This window comes from Stenotrophomonas sp. CFBP8980 (assembly GCF_034046095.1).
Lineage (GTDB): Bacteria > Pseudomonadota > Gammaproteobacteria > Xanthomonadales > Xanthomonadaceae > Stenotrophomonas > Stenotrophomonas lacuserhaii.
This window is the reverse complement of sequence record NZ_JAXCXF010000002.1, coordinates 376,699-391,295: the sequence shown is the minus strand read 5'-3', so window position 1 is coordinate 391,295 and position 14,597 is coordinate 376,699. Positions and strand designations below refer to the sequence as shown.

The following is a 14,597-nucleotide window of genomic DNA, read 5'->3' as shown; positions in this document are numbered from 1 at the left end:
ATCAGTTACCGCCCGACCAGCTTGGCGCCCTGCGCGTTGTAACGCTCACCCACGATCGCGATCTCGGCCAGCGCCGCATCGATGCGACCCAGTGCCGCAGCATCCAGCACCAGAGACGCTGCCCCGAGATTCTCCTGCAGCCTCGACAGCTTGGTCGTTCCCGGAATCGGCACGATCCACGGCTTCTGCGCCAGCAACCAGGCCAGCGCCACCTGCGCAGGCGTTGCACCCTTGTCAGCGGCAATCAGACCAATGCGCTCCACCAGCGCTTGGTTGGCCGCCCGCGCTTCGACGGCAAAACGCGGTACCGAATTACGGAAGTCCGTGCTGTCGAAGGTGGTATCGGCGCTGATCGCGCCGGTCAGGAAGCCCTTGCCCAACGGACTGAACGGCACGAAGCCGATACCCAGTTCCTCCAGCACCGGCAGCAGCTCGGCTTCCGGCTGCCGCCACCACAGCGAGTACTCGCTCTGGACCGCGGCAACCGGCTGCACCGCATGCGCGCGGCGCACGGTTGCCGCACTGGCTTCGGACAGGCCGAAATGCCGCACCTTGCCCTCGGCGATCAACTCATGCACTGCCCCTGCCACGTCTTCGATCGGTACGTTCGGGTCCACCCGGTGCTGGTAGAACAGATCGAGGTAATCGGTGCCCAGACGCTTCAGACTGGCCTCGGCCACCGCGCGTATCCGCTCCGGCCTGCTGTCCAGCCCCGCATTCGCTCGGCCGTCCTTGAAACCAAACTTGGTGGCGATGACCAGTTTCTGCCGATACGGCGCCAGGGCCTCGCCCAGCAGCACTTCATTGTCGAATGGGCCATAGGCCTCAGCAGTATCGAAGAAGGTCACGCCCTGCTCCACCGCCGCATGCAGCAGGGCCGTGGCCGCAGCACGATCAGTCGCCGGCCCGTAGCCGAAGCTGAGCCCCATGCAGCCCAGGCCAAGGGCGGAAACGCGCAGGCCGCTGCGACCAAGTTCGCGGGTTTGCATGAGGGGTGCTCCTTCCGGCACTGCCGGACTCAATGAGGGGACGCCTACGGTACGCCGCACCGTGGCGCCCATTGGAGTGCCCGGCACGCTGGCGGTTATGAATGCCGCTCATGACTCGTGGGGTTGCCTACGCCGCGCTGGGCGCGTGTGCGGACCGAGGTCCGCACCGACGGACGGCGTTGCACCCGGTAGCGCCGAGCCGTGATCGGCGGGTGCGCTACAGCCTGCGATGGATCTCACATCCACCCAGTCGCATCATCACGGCGCCAGCCCGTCGTACCGCAGGCTCCTCGGGCTGCCAACGCGTCAGCAGTCGCTGCTGGCCATCGACGCTGGATTCGAGGTCCCAGCTTTCACCATCCAGACCGCCCATCCCAGGATCCGCTTCAGGGATGATCTGCAGGGCGTTGAAGACGGCTTCGATCCGCGACCACTCTGCCGGCTTCAAGGCCCGCGCCGCCGGGCACGTTGAACGTTCCGGCGGCCCCTTCGCATCAGGGGCGTTCATCAGCTGCAGGGAAGTCGCCGACACCCAAGCGGTGCCGTGCGCATCCTTCCATGCGCGCACGCTCACGGTGGGCCAGAAGGAAGGATCCCAAGTGAAACGATAGGCCTGCGCAGGCACTTCGCCACAGCGCAGTGAGGGTTCGCCGAGGCCCTTCATCGTGTACTCGTACGAAAAGAGCCTGACATCTCGCTGCATGGCGGCGTCGGAGCCATCGTCAACCGGGACCGCAATGTACCAGCCGCGTTTTTCCGGGCTCGTGCAGCCTGCGGGTGTGGGCGCCGTCGCGTTGGCGGCGGTGGCACTACAGAACAGGATCGCGCCCAGCAGAATCCTTTTCATTCAATGACTCCTGTCGTTGATTTTTGGCCGGCGCGAGGGGAAGCCGCGCTGCGCGTGTGCGGACCAAGGTCCGCACCTACGGACGGCGCTTCATCCGGTAGCGCCGAGCCATGCTCGGCGGGCGCGGGAAGCCGCGCTGCGCGCGTGTGCGGACCGAGGTCCGCACCTACCCGTCCGCATCCACCCGTCCCGGCTCAGCGGACTTCGGAAATCTCCACACCGTCCAAGCCCTGCGCCAGCGTGCGCGCATCGCCGCCCTGGCTCAGCTTGATCTTCAGGCGCACTTCGTTCTGCGAATCCGCATAGCGCAGCGCATCTTCGTAGCTGATCTCGCCCGCCTGGTACAGCTCGAACAGGCTCTGGTCGAAGGTCTTCATGCCCAGCTGGGTGGACTCCTTCATCACTTCCTTCAGCTTGTGGATTTCACCTTCGCGGATGTAATCCTGCACCAGCGGGGTGCCCAGCATGATTTCCATCGCCACCTTGCGCGAACGGCCATCCGGCGAAGGAATCAGCTGCTGCGCGACCACGCCCTTGATGTTCAGCGACAGATCCATCAGCAGCTGGTTGCGCCGGTCTTCCGGGAAGAAGTTGATGATGCGGTCCATTGCCTGGTTGGCATTGTTCGCATGCAGCGTGCACAGCACCAGGTGACCGGTTTCGGCGAAGGCGATGGCATGGTCCATGCCCTCGCGGGTACGCACCTCGCCGATCATGATCACGTCCGGCGCCTGGCGCAGGGTGTTCTTCAGCGCCGCTTCCCAGCTGTCGGTATCGATGCCGACTTCGCGCTGGGTGATGATGCAGCCCTCGTGGCGGTGCACGAACTCGATCGGATCTTCGATGGTGATGATGTGGCCGGTCGAATTGTGGTTGCGGTAGCCGATCATCGCGGCAAGCGAAGTCGACTTGCCGGTACCGGTCGCGCCGACGAACAGGATGATGCCGCGCTTGGTCATGGCCAGCGTCTTGATGATCGGCGGCAGCGCCAGCTCATCCACGGTGGGAATGCGCGTTTCGATCCGGCGCAGCACCATGCCGACCTGGTTGCGCTGGTAGAAGCAACTGACACGGAAGCGACCGACACCGGACAGGCCGATGGCGAAGTTGCATTCGTGGGTCTTTTCGAATTCCTCGCGCTGCGCCGGCGTCATCACGTTCAGCACCAGGTCGCGGCTCTGCTGCGGCGTCAGCGGGGTCTGGGTGATCGGCGAGATCTTGCCGTTGACCTTGATCGCCGGCGGCATGCCCGCGGTGATGAACAGGTCCGAGGCGCGCTGGTGCGCCATCAGCTTGAGGAAGGAAGTGAAATCGATGGTGTTGGTGGCGGCACTGTTCACGGCAGACTCCAGGAAACGGGACGGGGGCTCGGCACGGCGGCCCGCGGTGCGCGCCGAGCCGACGCACGCCGCCCGCCGTCGCCTGCCTTACTCGAACAGGCGCTTGTCCTTGGCGTACTCTTTTGCCTGGTTGCGCGTTATCAGGCTGCGCTTTACCAGGTCCTGCAGATGCTGGTCCAGGGTCATCATGCCGTGCTGCTGGCCGGTCTGGATGGCCGAATACATCTGCGCCACCTTGTCCTCGCGGATCAGGTTGCGGATGGCCGGAGTGCCGACCATGATTTCCCAGGCCGCCGTACGTCCGCCGCCCACCTTCTTCAACAGGGCCTGCGAGATAACCGCACGCAGCGATTCGGACAGCATCGAGCGCACCATCGGCTTTTCGCCGGCCGGGAACACGTCGATGATGCGGTCGATGGTCTTGGCCGCCGAACTGGTGTGCAGCGTGCCGAACACCAGGTGGCCGGTTTCCGCCGCGGTCAGGGCCAGGCGGATGGTTTCAAGATCGCGCAGTTCGCCGACCAGGATGATGTCCGGATCTTCACGCAGGGCCGAACGCAGCGCTTCGTTGAAGCCGTGCGTGTCACGGTGTACTTCGCGCTGGTTGATCAGGCACTTCTGCGAGGTGTGCACGAACTCGATCGGGTCCTCGACGGTAAGGATGTGCCCATACTCGTTCTTGTTGATGTAATCGATCATCGCCGCCAGCGTGGTCGACTTGCCCGAACCGGTCGGACCGGTCACCAGGATCAGGCCCTGCGGCTGCTGGATCACCTCGCGGAACAGCGGCGGGCAGGCCAGGTCTTCAAGCGTCAGCACTTCGGAGGGAATGGTACGGAACACCGCACCGGCCCCACGGTTCTGGTTGAAGGCGTTGACGCGGAAGCGCGCGAGCGACGGAATCTCAAACGAGAAATCGACCTCGAGGAACTCTTCGTAATCGCGCCGCTGCTTGTCCGACATGATGTCGTAGACAAGCGCATGCACCTGTTTGTGGTCCAGCGCCGGGATGTTGATGCGGCGGACGTCACCATCCACGCGGATCATCGGCGGCAGGCCTGCGGACAGGTGCAGGTCGGATGCTTTGTTTTTTACGGAAAACGCCAACAGCTCGGCGATATCCATGAGCGGCTACTCCCCAATAACGGCTTCGACTGGAAGGATCTTTCCCCGGGCGTCAGTATAGCGTCCTGTCAGACCGGAACGCGTCACGTGCAAAGTCCCCTGCCCGGAATACTGAGCAACCTGCAGAACGCGGCGCAGGCCGCCGGACGGCCAGTGCCCACCCTGCTGGCCGTGTCAAAGACCCAGCCGGCATCGGCGATTGCTGCGTTGGCGGCCGAAGGCCAGCGCGCCTTCGGCGAGAATTACGTACAGGAGGCGCTGGCGAAGATCGAGGCGCTGCAAGGGCTTGGGCTGGAATGGCACCTGATCGGTCACCTGCAGTCGAACAAGGCAGAGCCCGTGGCGCGCCACTTCCAGTGGGTGCAGAGCGTGGACCGGGGCAAGCTGGTCACCGCCCTGGCACGCCATCGGCCGGCTGATCTGCCGCCTTTGAACGTGCTGATCCAGGTCAACATCGACGATGAAAGCAGCAAGCACGGCTGCCAGCCTGCGCAGGTCGACGCGCTGGCGGCGGCCATCGCCGCCGAGCCCACCCTGCAGCTGCGCGGGCTGATGGCCATCCCGGCGCCGTGGCCCGATCCTGCGCAACGCCACCTGGCCTTCAGCCGCATGCAGGCGCTGCAGCACGCGTTGCAGAGCCGATACCCGCAGGCGGACACGCTGTCGATGGGCATGAGCAGCGACTACGCCGAGGCCATCGCCGATGGCGCCACCATGGTCCGCATCGGCACCGCGCTGTTCGGCGCGCGCGTCCGTCCAGCTTGAACTGAAAGGAGCTTCCGCATGACCGATTCCTCCATCGCCTTCATCGGCGGCGGCAACATGGCCCGCAGCCTGATCGCCGGCCTGGTCCGACAGGGCACCGCGGCCGCCGACATCCATGTCGCCGAGCCGGTGGACGCCCTGCGCGATGCGCTGGCTGCTGACTTCGGGGTCACCACGTACGCCACCGCGGGTGAGGCCGCTGCCCAGGCCCGCGCCTGGGTGCTGGCGGTGAAGCCGCAGGTGCTGCGTGAGGTGTGTGCCTCGCTGCAGCCCGTGGCGGCCGCACAGCGGCCGCTGCTGGTCTCCATCGCCGCCGGCATCACCAGCGGCCAGCTGGATCGCTGGCTGGGCGGCGGCATCGCCGTGGTGCGCGCGATGCCCAACACCCCTGCCCTGCTGGGTGCGGGAGTCACCGGCCTGTTCGCCACCGCCGAGGTCAGCGACGGTCAACGCGCGCAGGCCGACCGGGTGCTGTCCAGCGCCGGACGCACGGTGTGGGTGAACGACGAAACGCTGATGGATTCGGTCACTGCGGTGTCCGGCAGCGGCCCGGCGTATGTGTTCCTGCTGGCCGAGGCGATGGAAGCGGCCGGCATCGCGCAGGGATTGCCGGCCGAGGCGGCGCGCACGCTGGTGCAGCAGACCCTGCTGGGCGCATCGCGGATGCTCGCTGAAGCCGGCGAAGCGCCGGCCGAATTGCGCCGCCGGGTAACCTCGCCGGGCGGCACCACGCAGGCGGCGATCGAGGCCTTCCAGGCCGGCGGCTTCGAGGCGCTGGTCGCGAAGGCGCTGGCCGCCGCCCAGGCACGTGGCCGCGAACTGTCCGCCGCCAACGATTGAACCCCGACGGCACTGACGGCCGCTGGCGGTCATGCCGCGCCGCGCTACGCGCTCGCCGAGCGTGGCTCGGCGCTACCGGTCTGCGTGTGCTCAGGCTTGGACGTGCCCTGGTAGCGCCGAGCCGTGCTCGGCGGCTTTCCGTTCGGGCATCACGATGCCTGGCGCAGGCCGCGCTGCGCGCTCGCCGAGCGTGGCTCGGCGCTACCGGTTTACCTTTCAGGCGCCATCGGAAACCGCTCAACCAGGAAATCCACGAAACACTGCAGCCGCGGACGCGGCCGGCGGTCCGGCAGGTAGATCAGGTGCATCGGGCGTGGCACCGGCAGATACGCGTCCAACACGCTGACCAGCCGCCCTGCGGCGATGTCTTCACCCAGCAACGCCGTCGGTTGCAGCACCAACCCAGCACCGGCCAGTGCCGCCTGGCGCAACGCCTGCCCGTCATTGCTGCTCAGCCGCGCCCGCGGCTCCCAGTCCACCGGCTCACCGCTGGCCAGCTGCCAGCCATGGCCACCGCGCCAAGCCAGATGGCCCAGGCAATCATGCGCGGCCAGGTCGGATGGCAACTGCGGCGTGCCCCTGCGGTGCAGGTAGGCCGGCGATGCACACAGGCTCATTGCATAGGGCGGCAGCGGCCGCGCCACCAGTTCCCGCGACGGCAGCGGACCCACCCGGATGGCGGCGTCGAAGCCGTCCTCGATCAGGTCCACGGGCCGGTTGCTCAGGTCCAGCTCGATGTTCAACAGCGGCTGCGCCTGCAGCAACGACGCCAGCGCCGGTGCCATCACGCAGCTTCCCCACGTACTCGGCGCGCTCACCCGCAGCAGCCCGCGCGGCTGCAGTTGCAGGCCGGCCACGCTCGCTTCGGCCTGCTGCACCTGCTCCAGCACCTGCCGGCAGCCGGCCAGGTAGGCCGCGCCGGCCTCGGTCAGCCGTTGCCGGCGCGTATTCCGCTGCAGCAGCGCCGTACCCAGATGCCTCTCCAACTGCTGGATGTACTTGCCGACCATTACCGCCGATACCTGCAGCTGTTCGGCGGCGCGCGCGAAGCTGCCGTGGTCGGCCACCGCCGCGAAGGCCTGCATGCAGCGCAAGGTGTCCATTGCAAACCCCGGGTTCGGAATGAGCAAATCATACGCCGCTTACTGAAACCTCTATGAGGTAGCAGACTGAGCCTGTTCCCAACGGAGAAGCAGCATGAAGATCCTGATCGTCGGCGCGTCCGGCACCCTCGGCCAAGCCGTCGCCACCCATCTGGGGCAGCAGCATGAAATCCTGGCAGCCGGTCGCCATAGTGGCCAGCACCAGGTCGACCTCACCGACGACCGCAGCGTGCAGGCACTGTTCGACGCCACCGGCCCGCTGGACGCGGTGATCGCCACCACCGGCCAGGTCCACTTCGGCCCTCTGCAGGACATGACCGCGGCACAGTTCGACAGCGGCCTGCAGGACAAGCTGCTCGGCCAGGTGCGGCTGGCACTGGCCGCCCAGCACCACCTGCGCGCGGGCGGCTCCATCACCCTCACCAGCGGCATCATCAGCGCCCAACCTATCCGCGACGGCAGCAACGCCACCGCAGTCAACGCCGGGTTGGAAGGCTTCGTGCGCGCTGCAGCGTTCGAACTGGCCGCGCGCGGGCTGCGCATCAACATCGTAAGCCCGACCGTGCTGGAAGAATCGGCCGCCGCCTATGCGCCGTATTTCCCGGGCTTCGAACCGGCACCTGCGCGCCGCGTCGCACTGGCGTACCAGCGCGCGGTGGAAGGCATCCAGAGCGGGCAGACACTCACCGTGTGGTGAAGCAAGCGGCGCCGACCGGGGGCGGCGCGACGCAGCGCTACTCCCAGCGCTGCGGGCCGTCGCCCTGCTCACCCAGCCTGTCATCCGGATTGGCCAGGCGGCAGCGCTTCAACGACAGGCAACCGCAGCCGATGCAGCCGGTCAGCTGGTCGCGCAGGAACTGCAGCAGGTGGATACGCTCATCCAGCTCGGTACGCCAGCGCGCGGACATGCGCGCCCATTCGGCCTTGGTCGGCGTGCGGCCTTCGGGCAGCTCGGCCAACGCCGCACCCACCGCTTCCAGCGGCATGCCCACGCGTTGGGCCACGCGGATCACCGCCAGCCGCCGCAGCACATCGCGCGGGAAGCGGCGCTGGTTGCCGGCGTTGCGCAGGCTGCGGATCAGCCCTTTGCGCTCATAGAAATGCAATGCGGACACGGCGACGCCGCTGCGCTTGGCCACCTCGCCTACACTAAGCTCCTGCGTCGCCATCACTTGACCTCAACCTTGGTTGAGGCGCGATGCTGCCGCCTCCGCTTCGCCAATACAAGTGCCTGCATGAACGCCCCCGCCGCCTCGATCGCCCCACCGGCTGATACCTCCATCCTTTCGCCGCGCTACCGCGCCACCACCCTCGGCATGGTCGCGCTGGTCGCACTGGTCGCGTTCGAGGCCTTGGCCGTGGCGGCCGCCATGCCCACCGTGGCGCAGGCGCTGGATGGCCTGCGCCTGTACGCAGTGGCCTTCGGCGGTGCGCTGGCGACCAGCGTGATCGGCATGAGCGTGGCCGGCCGCCTGTGCGACCAGCAAGGTCCGGCGCGTCCGCTGTGGTTCGGACTGGGCTTCTTCCTGGCCGGCCTGATCGTGGCCGGACTGGCCCCGCGCATGGGCGTACTGGTGGCTGGGCGCCTGCTGCAGGGCGTGGGCATCGGCGCGGTATCGGTGTCGTTGTACGTGCTGGTGGCGCGCACCTTCCCGGAAGTGCTGCGGCCGAAGGTTTTCGCTGCGTTCTCCGCGGGCTGGGTGCTGCCTTCGCTGATCGGGCCGTCGATCAGCGGGCTGATCGTGCAGTACGTCGGCTGGCGCTGGGTCTTCCTGGCGGTACCGGTGTTGGCCCTGCCCGCCGCCCTGCTGCTGGTGCCGGCACTGCGCGCCAGTGCGCAGCATCCGCGCACCGAGGTCGCATCACGGCCGGTGGTGCGTTGGGCGATCGGCACCGCACTTGCCGCGCTGCTGCTGTACCTGGGCGGCCAGCAGCAGGGCATCGTCGCCGTCGCGCTGATGGCTGCGGCGCTGGTCCTGCTGGTGGCCTGCGCACGCCACCTGCTGCCCACCGGTACGCTGCGTCTCGGCCGCGGCCTGCCCAGCGTGATCGCGATGCGCGGCATCGCCGCGTCGGCCTTCTTTGCGGCCGAAGCATTCCTGCCGCTGCTGCTGCAGCGCGAACGCCATCTGTCACCGCTGTGGGCCGGCGCCGCGTTGAGCATGGGCGCGCTGGGCTGGTTCGCCGGCTCATGGATGCAGGGACACCAGCGCCGCGGCTGGACCCGGGCCCACCTGCTGCAGGCCGGTGCGTGGATGATGTGCGGCGGTCTGCTGCTGACCTCGCTGACCCTGCAGCAGGGCGTGCCGCTGTTGCTTGCCCTGGCAGGCTGGTCACTGACCGGGCTGGGCATGGGCCTGATCTACCCCAGCCTGTCGGTGCTCACCTTGTCGATGTCGGCGCCACACGAACAGGGCGCGAACAGTTCAGCCCTGCAGCTCAGCGAAGGGGTCGGCGTGGCGACCACGCTGGCGTTGTCGGGATCGTTGTTTGCCGCCTTCATCGACGGCCGCGAGACGCTGGGCTACCTGCTCTGCTTCGCCGTGACACTGCTGCTGGCGCTGCTGGCCACGGTGGTCGCGCGGCGCATCTGATCGCAGCCGCTGTTGGTGCGTAACGCCGCTGGTGGGTGGCGACCGTTGGTCGTCACGCCGTTGATCAAGGGCGGCCCTGTGACGACCAACGGTCGTCACCCACCCAGCTCCGGACTCCCACCCATCTCCGGATTCCAGATCAGGGCCGTGCGCCCACCTCGTCCACGTCCTCGCGCAGGATGCGGCGGATTTCCAGCACCGCCTGCGGGGTTTCCTGCACGCTGTGGCCGGAGATGATCACTTTCTCCGACACCGCACCGTCCAGGTGCGCGCTCCAGTACGGGACCAGTCCGTCATCGGACTGCAGCAGCGGCACATCCGCCTTGCGATGGGCGATGATCGAGTGATATTTCAAGCCCGGCTGGATCGGCAGCGAGGCCGCCGCCATCACGAACGGATCGCTGGATTTCAGGTTGTCGATGCTGTTCGGCACGCGCAGCTTCTCGCTGCCGCTGCGCTGCGCATCGGCCTGCTGCAGCGTGTTGAAGGCATCCTCGAACGAGCCCAGGATCGTCAGCGGCAGGCGCACCAGGCGGCCGATCAGGCGACCCACGCGGTTACCGGCGATGTCCGTCCCCTTGTGCGGAGCGGCAATGAAGATCGCCCGTTCCACGTTCGGCTGCGGCTGGAACTGCAGCAACGGCCCCAACTTGGTCCTTACCCGCTGCAGGCGCTCGCCCTTCAGGTCATAGCGTGCCATCAGGTCATTCCACAGCACATCGCCTGAGGAACTGAGCATCAAGCGCCCGAGTACGCCGCCCATGCTGTGGCCGATGAACACCTGGTCCTTCGACGCGCGCGACTGCCCACCCGGATCGAAGTGCTTCAGCGTGCTGTTGAACGCACGCGAGATCTCATAGCGGTTCAGGGCGATCGGGGCGTTGGTGGGGTAATACACCTGCCACACCTGGAACTCACGGCGCAGTTCCTCTTCCCCCATGATCTCGTTGGCCACGTTCACCCAGGCTTCGGGACTGCTGCCCAGGCCGTGCAGCATGAAGATGATGCGGCGGTTCGGATCCCACGGCTGCATCAGGTAGATGTGCGGTTCCTTGATGCCTTCGGCCATGCCGAACAGGGTGCGCAGCGCCTGCGTGGCGAACCCGCTCTGCGCCAGCCACAGCCCATACGCGGCGGTGAAATTGCCGGCCAGCGGTACCTGCTGGCCGTGCAGGTCCACGCGCTCGGTGGCCTCGGGCGAATACACGTCCAGCAGCACCTGACGGGTCTGCAGCACCTGCTCCAGCGAATCGCCCTTGAAGCGCAGCAGCGCGGTGGCATTGATCGAGGACATCTCGCTGTACTGGGGCACCTCATGCCTGCGCTTCGGTGCTGCGCCATCCACCGGCGCATCAGCATCCGGCAGCGGCGTGCTCAACTTCGGTGGATCCATCACCACCACCAGCTCCGCGCCGAAGCCATCGCGACGGTAGGTGCTGCGCAGGCCGACGAAACTGATCGTAGCCGCCGACACCAACCGGGTCGGGATGCTGGGCATCGACAAGCGGTCGTAGTCGGAGGTGATGGTCCAGCGCTCGCCGGCCACCGGGGCGTTGTAATCCTCGCCTTCCAGCGCGGAGGCGCGCGCCCGTCGGAACACCACCGATGCGGTCTGTTCGGCGGCGTAGTTGTAGTAGTCGCGCACCTGGGTCTGGCGGTCCTCAAAGGCACGGTCCGACGGCGCGCGCCCGCTGAAGAACAGGTACGCATACGCAAAGCGCGCCGCTTCCAGCCAGGCATCCACCGCCGCATCGCTCATCGGCTCCTTGTCGGCGTGCTTCGGCTTGGGGCTGAGGGCAAGCGCGGTCTGCACCCACAGCTCGGACAACGCGGACATGCGCTGTTCGGCGCTGATGCCATCGGTGTCCAGCAGCGTCTTCCGGCAAGCCACCACGTCCTTGTCGCACTGGCTTGCATCCAACCCAACCACGCTCAGCGTCTCCTGCGAGGCCGCGCTCAACTTGCCCGTGGTCAGCACGTCGGAACGCTTGGTGGTCAGGTAATCAGTGTTGGCGACCTGCTTGACCGTCACCATCGCGCAGCCACTGCCGAACAGCAGCACGGTGGCCGCCAGCAGCAGGCGCACGCTGCGCTGCCAGTTGAAGGGATGTGCCACGGCCGTCATGGTTGCGCTTCCTGTGCGGTACCGGGAACGCCGCGGCGTATCCAGCGGGAGAAATCATTCCGGGCCTGCGGTTGCAGCGCGCGTTCGGTGATCCGCGCACGCGCCTTCAGCGTGGCAAACGGATACCCCGGCGCCAGCGCGCCCTGCTCGAAGGCGTACTCGTCCAGATAGCCCGATGCCAGCAGGCGGTAGTCCAGCGGCAGCCCGGGCGCGATGTGGCGCGCCAGGTCGAACACGATGGTGGTGCAGTTGCTGGTCAACGTGTTGTAGAACGCAGGAGCGGCATCCAGGCTGCGCGCCTGGTCGATATAGCCGGCGAACAGGGTGCGCAGCTGTGCCTGCGTCAGCCCGTGCAGGCGGTACAGATAGACATCCTCCCCGCGTGCATTGGTACGCGTGCGGATGATGTCGGTTTCCTCAGACGCCACCAGGGTCATCTCGAACTTGCGGAAGAAGCCGCCCAGTGCGGAGAACGACTCGTCCCGTTCCTTGCGGATTTCCAGCGAGAACACCAGCTGGCGACCATCGGCGAAGCCGAACGACACCAGCGTGTGGGCGATGGCCGGACCCATCCAGTACGACATCACCAGGTCGGCAGAGCGCAGCTGCTGCAGGTCATATTCACGGCGCACCCAGCGGGCGTCGTAGTCCTGCTCGGTGCGCCAGGTGAAATCGCGCACGTTGTCCAGCACCACGTGGTGCCCATCGAAGGCCACCACGTGCAGGCGTTCGGCCACGTCATCGGCCCAGATGCGGTCCTGGCTGGGGCTCAGCGCCATCCACCACAATGCCGCACAGGCCATCCCCAGCACGTACCCGGATCCGATCCGCTGGCCGGCGCGTCCGCAGGCGACACGCAACGCCATCCATCCCGCAGCCAGCACCCAGGCCAGCGCCAGCAGCGCGCCCAGCCACACCGGCCCGGGCATCTGGTAGAACAGCAGTCCGCCGGCCCAGAGGGCGCCGAGCAGCATGATGATCGCGATCGTCCGACGTGCTGCTGCCTTCACTATGGTGCTGTCACTTCATCCGTGGGGCGCCTAGTTAGCCACAGCCGGCGCTTTGGCGGAATGGGCGCCTGTTCAGGTTGCGCGCGGAGGAGCGTGACGACCAGCGGTCGTCACCCACCGCAGCCAGCGGTCGTCACCCGCTACGAGGTGATAGACAATGGCTGCAACCCCTCGGAGCGCGCCATGGGCATCACATTGGTTGCTGGAATCCCCGTAAACGAGCATCACACCGCCACCTGCCACTGCGGGGCGGTGGAGCTGCTGCTGCACCTGCCGAATGGCATCGTCGAGCCGCGTCGCTGCGACTGTTCGATGTGCCGAAGGCGCGGCGCCATCGCCGCCAGCGTTGCCGAAGAAGGCCTGCAGGTGGTGCGCGGAGGCGAGCAGCTGCGGCTGTACCAGTTCAACACCCACGTGGCCGAGCACTGGTTCTGCAGCGTCTGCGGCATCTATACGCACCACCGGCGACGCTCGAACCCACGCGAATTCGGCTACAACGTGGCCTGCCTGGAGGGGATCAATCCCTTCGCGCTCGGCCAGGTGCCCACCAACGATGGGGTGCACCACCCGGCGGACCGCGAATAGGCCGTCAGTGGCGGCTGCGGCGGGCCGGCGCGGCGACTTTCTGCCACGGTGAAATCGCCATGCGCCCGGCACGCGCGGGGCGCTTGAGGGTCAGTCGGCGCGCGTGCGCTTCCGGCAATGCTTCCGGTGCGGGGGCAACCGGCACCGAGGCGGGAACGGCAAGTAGACGGTCGATGAGCCACATGGCAGGTCTCCGTGGGGGGCGGGTGTGTCCACCCTATTCCCGCCCCGGCGACCGCCATGTGATCCGGCAATGACACCGCGATGACCGCGCTGAACGGCACCGCATACCCGATTCAGGCTGGCGTTTTCCGGCGCGTAGCCCGCATACCAGCACGAAGAACACCGGACACGGCCCAGAGGACCACGATGATGTCGGCCGGGTCACCTTCCAGATCGTCCCGGACGCCGTAACCCGCCATCAGCGCGCGAGGTCCCTGAAAGGTGCTGTCAGCCTGCTTCCGTGACACCACGTGTCTTCACGCAACGTAGCACCGTTGAGGCCGGATTTCGTTCGTACTCATCCCAGAAGCCTGGGGGAAATGCAGCTCTATCCGATGGATCCGGCGTGGGGCAGTGCCATGACAGCGCACCGAAACCCGCCGCGGTAGCCGCTGCCTGATGGCAACGAGTGCCCCACTGGTAGTCCACTACCCTGATCGGTGGCTCGCCCGCGAATTCGACTGTCCGGCGGTCTGCGTCCGGGTGTGGCTCCTGCGCTATCGCCTTGGCGCCGTAGGCTGACCCGTCGCCGTCCTGCAGCCGATACGCAGGGTTGTTGACCACTGCGACAAGGGTTCCTCCGGGACGAAGCACGGAAGCGGCAGCGCAGTACATCTGCGCCAACTCAAGCGCAGTGGTGGCATGGCAGAAGACCCATGAAGCGATGGCGATGTCGAACGCTTCGCGCAACCGCAGGTCACGCAAGCCACGCAGGTCACCCTGCACGAAGGTCATGGCATCACCGCCTTCCCGCGACAGCTGGCGGGCCTGCGCCAGCATGTCGGGGGTGCAATCAACGCCCAAGGCGCGCCGCGCGCCGCCCGCCAGCATCTGCCTGCCGTACCAGCCGGTCCCGCAGCCCCGGTCGATGCCATCCAACCCGGTCAGCGGGCCTGCGACGTGAAGCACGCAGCGCGCTTCCACGGGGCGGCAAGCGGAAACCTCTACGCAGTCCTGGTACTGCAAGACGCTCCCGTCGTACATCCTGCCTGTGCTCATGTCATCTGCCTCGGTTGGGACGTTCCAGTTTTCGCTGGATAGCACACGGGCAA

15 protein-coding genes are annotated in these 14,597 nt (G+C 67.0%); 5 read left to right on the top strand and 10 right to left on the bottom strand.

Going from position 1 to position 14,597, the window contains the following annotated elements; translation table 11 throughout:
* Positions 1 to 5: 5 nt before the first annotated feature.
* From SOM47_RS07935 to SOM47_RS07920, 4 genes are all read right to left on the bottom strand, one after another.
* Complete coding sequence (locus SOM47_RS07935; RefSeq protein ID WP_042613428.1) at positions 6 to 989, bottom strand: aldo/keto reductase; 984 nt, start codon at positions 987 to 989, stop codon at positions 6 to 8.
* 217 nt (positions 990 to 1,206) lie between these two features.
* Complete coding sequence (locus SOM47_RS07930) at positions 1,207 to 1,836, bottom strand: hypothetical protein (RefSeq protein ID WP_320505274.1); 630 nt, start codon at positions 1,834 to 1,836, stop codon at positions 1,207 to 1,209.
* A gap of 194 nt (positions 1,837 to 2,030) precedes the next feature.
* On the bottom strand, positions 2,031 to 3,176 hold the full coding sequence (locus SOM47_RS07925; RefSeq protein ID WP_080335115.1) for a PilT/PilU family type 4a pilus ATPase: 1,146 nt from the start codon (positions 3,174 to 3,176) through the stop codon (positions 2,031 to 2,033).
* Between the two features lie 87 nt (positions 3,177 to 3,263).
* Positions 3,264 to 4,301 carry a type IV pilus twitching motility protein PilT gene (locus SOM47_RS07920; RefSeq protein ID WP_042613426.1) on the bottom strand — a complete coding sequence of 346 codons (1,038 nt, stop codon included), beginning with the start codon at positions 4,299 to 4,301 and terminating at the stop codon, positions 3,264 to 3,266.
* Positions 4,302 to 4,388: 87 nt separating this feature from the next.
* Between SOM47_RS07920 and SOM47_RS07915 the strand changes: the two genes are divergently transcribed.
* Positions 4,389 to 5,066: a YggS family pyridoxal phosphate-dependent enzyme gene (locus SOM47_RS07915; protein ID WP_414715776.1), complete on the top strand. Its 678-nt coding sequence runs from the start codon at positions 4,389 to 4,391 to the stop codon at positions 5,064 to 5,066.
* A gap of 18 nt (positions 5,067 to 5,084) precedes the next feature.
* Entirely contained in the window at positions 5,085 to 5,906 is an 822-nt protein-coding gene (gene proC / locus SOM47_RS07910; RefSeq protein ID WP_320505273.1) for a pyrroline-5-carboxylate reductase, read from the top strand.
* Between the two features lie 209 nt (positions 5,907 to 6,115).
* Here proC and SOM47_RS07905 read toward each other — a convergent pair whose 3' ends face one another.
* A complete protein-coding gene (locus SOM47_RS07905; RefSeq protein ID WP_042613423.1) occupies positions 6,116 to 7,009 on the bottom strand; it encodes a LysR family transcriptional regulator in 894 nt (297 codons plus the stop codon).
* 94 nt (positions 7,010 to 7,103) lie between these two features.
* On the opposite strand from SOM47_RS07905, the gene SOM47_RS07900 reads away from it, so the two are divergent.
* A complete protein-coding gene (locus SOM47_RS07900) occupies positions 7,104 to 7,706 on the top strand; it encodes a short chain dehydrogenase (protein ID WP_042613422.1) in 603 nt (200 codons plus the stop codon).
* Positions 7,707 to 7,743: 37 nt separating this feature from the next.
* On the opposite strand, the gene soxR is transcribed toward SOM47_RS07900, so the two are convergent.
* Complete coding sequence (gene soxR / locus SOM47_RS07895) at positions 7,744 to 8,178, bottom strand: redox-sensitive transcriptional activator SoxR (protein ID WP_320505272.1); 435 nt, start codon at positions 8,176 to 8,178, stop codon at positions 7,744 to 7,746.
* A gap of 66 nt (positions 8,179 to 8,244) precedes the next feature.
* Here soxR and SOM47_RS07890 point away from each other — a divergent pair, with 66 nt between their 5' ends.
* Positions 8,245 to 9,603, top strand: coding sequence for an MFS transporter (locus SOM47_RS07890; protein WP_320505271.1), 1,359 nt, complete (start codon positions 8,245 to 8,247; stop codon positions 9,601 to 9,603).
* 139 nt (positions 9,604 to 9,742) lie between these two features.
* On the opposite strand, the gene SOM47_RS07885 is transcribed toward SOM47_RS07890, so the two are convergent.
* Positions 9,743 to 11,728: an esterase/lipase family protein gene (locus SOM47_RS07885; protein ID WP_320505270.1), complete on the bottom strand. Its 1,986-nt coding sequence runs from the start codon at positions 11,726 to 11,728 to the stop codon at positions 9,743 to 9,745.
* The gene (locus SOM47_RS07880) at positions 11,725 to 12,702 is read right to left on the bottom strand and encodes an Lnb N-terminal periplasmic domain-containing protein (RefSeq protein WP_320505269.1); all 978 of its coding nucleotides are present in this window, start codon (positions 12,700 to 12,702) and stop codon (positions 11,725 to 11,727) included. The genes SOM47_RS07885 and SOM47_RS07880 overlap by 4 nt, the downstream gene beginning before the upstream one ends.
* 219 nt (positions 12,703 to 12,921) lie before the next feature.
* On the opposite strand from SOM47_RS07880, the gene SOM47_RS07875 reads away from it, so the two are divergent.
* Positions 12,922 to 13,323 (top strand): GFA family protein, encoded by a 402-nt coding sequence (locus SOM47_RS07875; protein WP_320505268.1) that lies wholly within the window; start codon positions 12,922 to 12,924, stop codon positions 13,321 to 13,323.
* A gap of 4 nt (positions 13,324 to 13,327) precedes the next feature.
* On the opposite strand, the gene SOM47_RS07870 is transcribed toward SOM47_RS07875, so the two are convergent.
* Both SOM47_RS07870 and SOM47_RS07865 read right to left on the bottom strand, forming a co-directional pair.
* A complete protein-coding gene (locus SOM47_RS07870) occupies positions 13,328 to 13,507 on the bottom strand; it encodes a hypothetical protein (protein ID WP_320505267.1) in 180 nt (59 codons plus the stop codon).
* A 266-nt stretch (positions 13,508 to 13,773) separates the two neighbouring features.
* Entirely contained in the window at positions 13,774 to 14,454 is a 681-nt protein-coding gene (locus SOM47_RS07865) for a class I SAM-dependent methyltransferase (protein WP_320505266.1), read from the bottom strand.
* Positions 14,455 to 14,597 lie beyond the last annotated feature (143 nt).

Coding starts and splice junctions, on each gene's coding strand:
- SOM47_RS07935 (WP_042613428.1), bottom strand. CDS start 989: ATGCAAACCCGCGAACTTGGTCGCAGCGGCCTGCGCGTTTCCGCCCTT.
- SOM47_RS07930 (WP_320505274.1), bottom strand. CDS start 1,836: ATGAAAAGGATTCTGCTGGGCGCGATCCTGTTCTGTAGTGCCACCGCC.
- SOM47_RS07920 (WP_042613426.1), bottom strand. CDS start 4,301: ATGGATATCGCCGAGCTGTTGGCGTTTTCCGTAAAAAACAAAGCATCC.
- proC (WP_320505273.1), top strand. CDS start 5,085: ATGACCGATTCCTCCATCGCCTTCATCGGCGGCGGCAACATGGCCCGC.
- SOM47_RS07905 (WP_042613423.1), bottom strand. CDS start 7,009: ATGGACACCTTGCGCTGCATGCAGGCCTTCGCGGCGGTGGCCGACCAC.
- SOM47_RS07900 (WP_042613422.1), top strand. CDS start 7,104: ATGAAGATCCTGATCGTCGGCGCGTCCGGCACCCTCGGCCAAGCCGTC.
- soxR (WP_320505272.1), bottom strand. CDS start 8,178: ATGGCGACGCAGGAGCTTAGTGTAGGCGAGGTGGCCAAGCGCAGCGGC.
- SOM47_RS07890 (WP_320505271.1), top strand. CDS start 8,245: ATGAACGCCCCCGCCGCCTCGATCGCCCCACCGGCTGATACCTCCATC.
- SOM47_RS07885 (WP_320505270.1), bottom strand. CDS start 11,728: ATGACGGCCGTGGCACATCCCTTCAACTGGCAGCGCAGCGTGCGCCTG.
- SOM47_RS07880 (WP_320505269.1), bottom strand. CDS start 12,702: ATGCTGCTCGGCGCCCTCTGGGCCGGCGGACTGCTGTTCTACCAGATG.
- SOM47_RS07875 (WP_320505268.1), top strand. CDS start 12,922: ATGGGCATCACATTGGTTGCTGGAATCCCCGTAAACGAGCATCACACC.
- SOM47_RS07870 (WP_320505267.1), bottom strand. CDS start 13,507: ATGTGGCTCATCGACCGTCTACTTGCCGTTCCCGCCTCGGTGCCGGTT.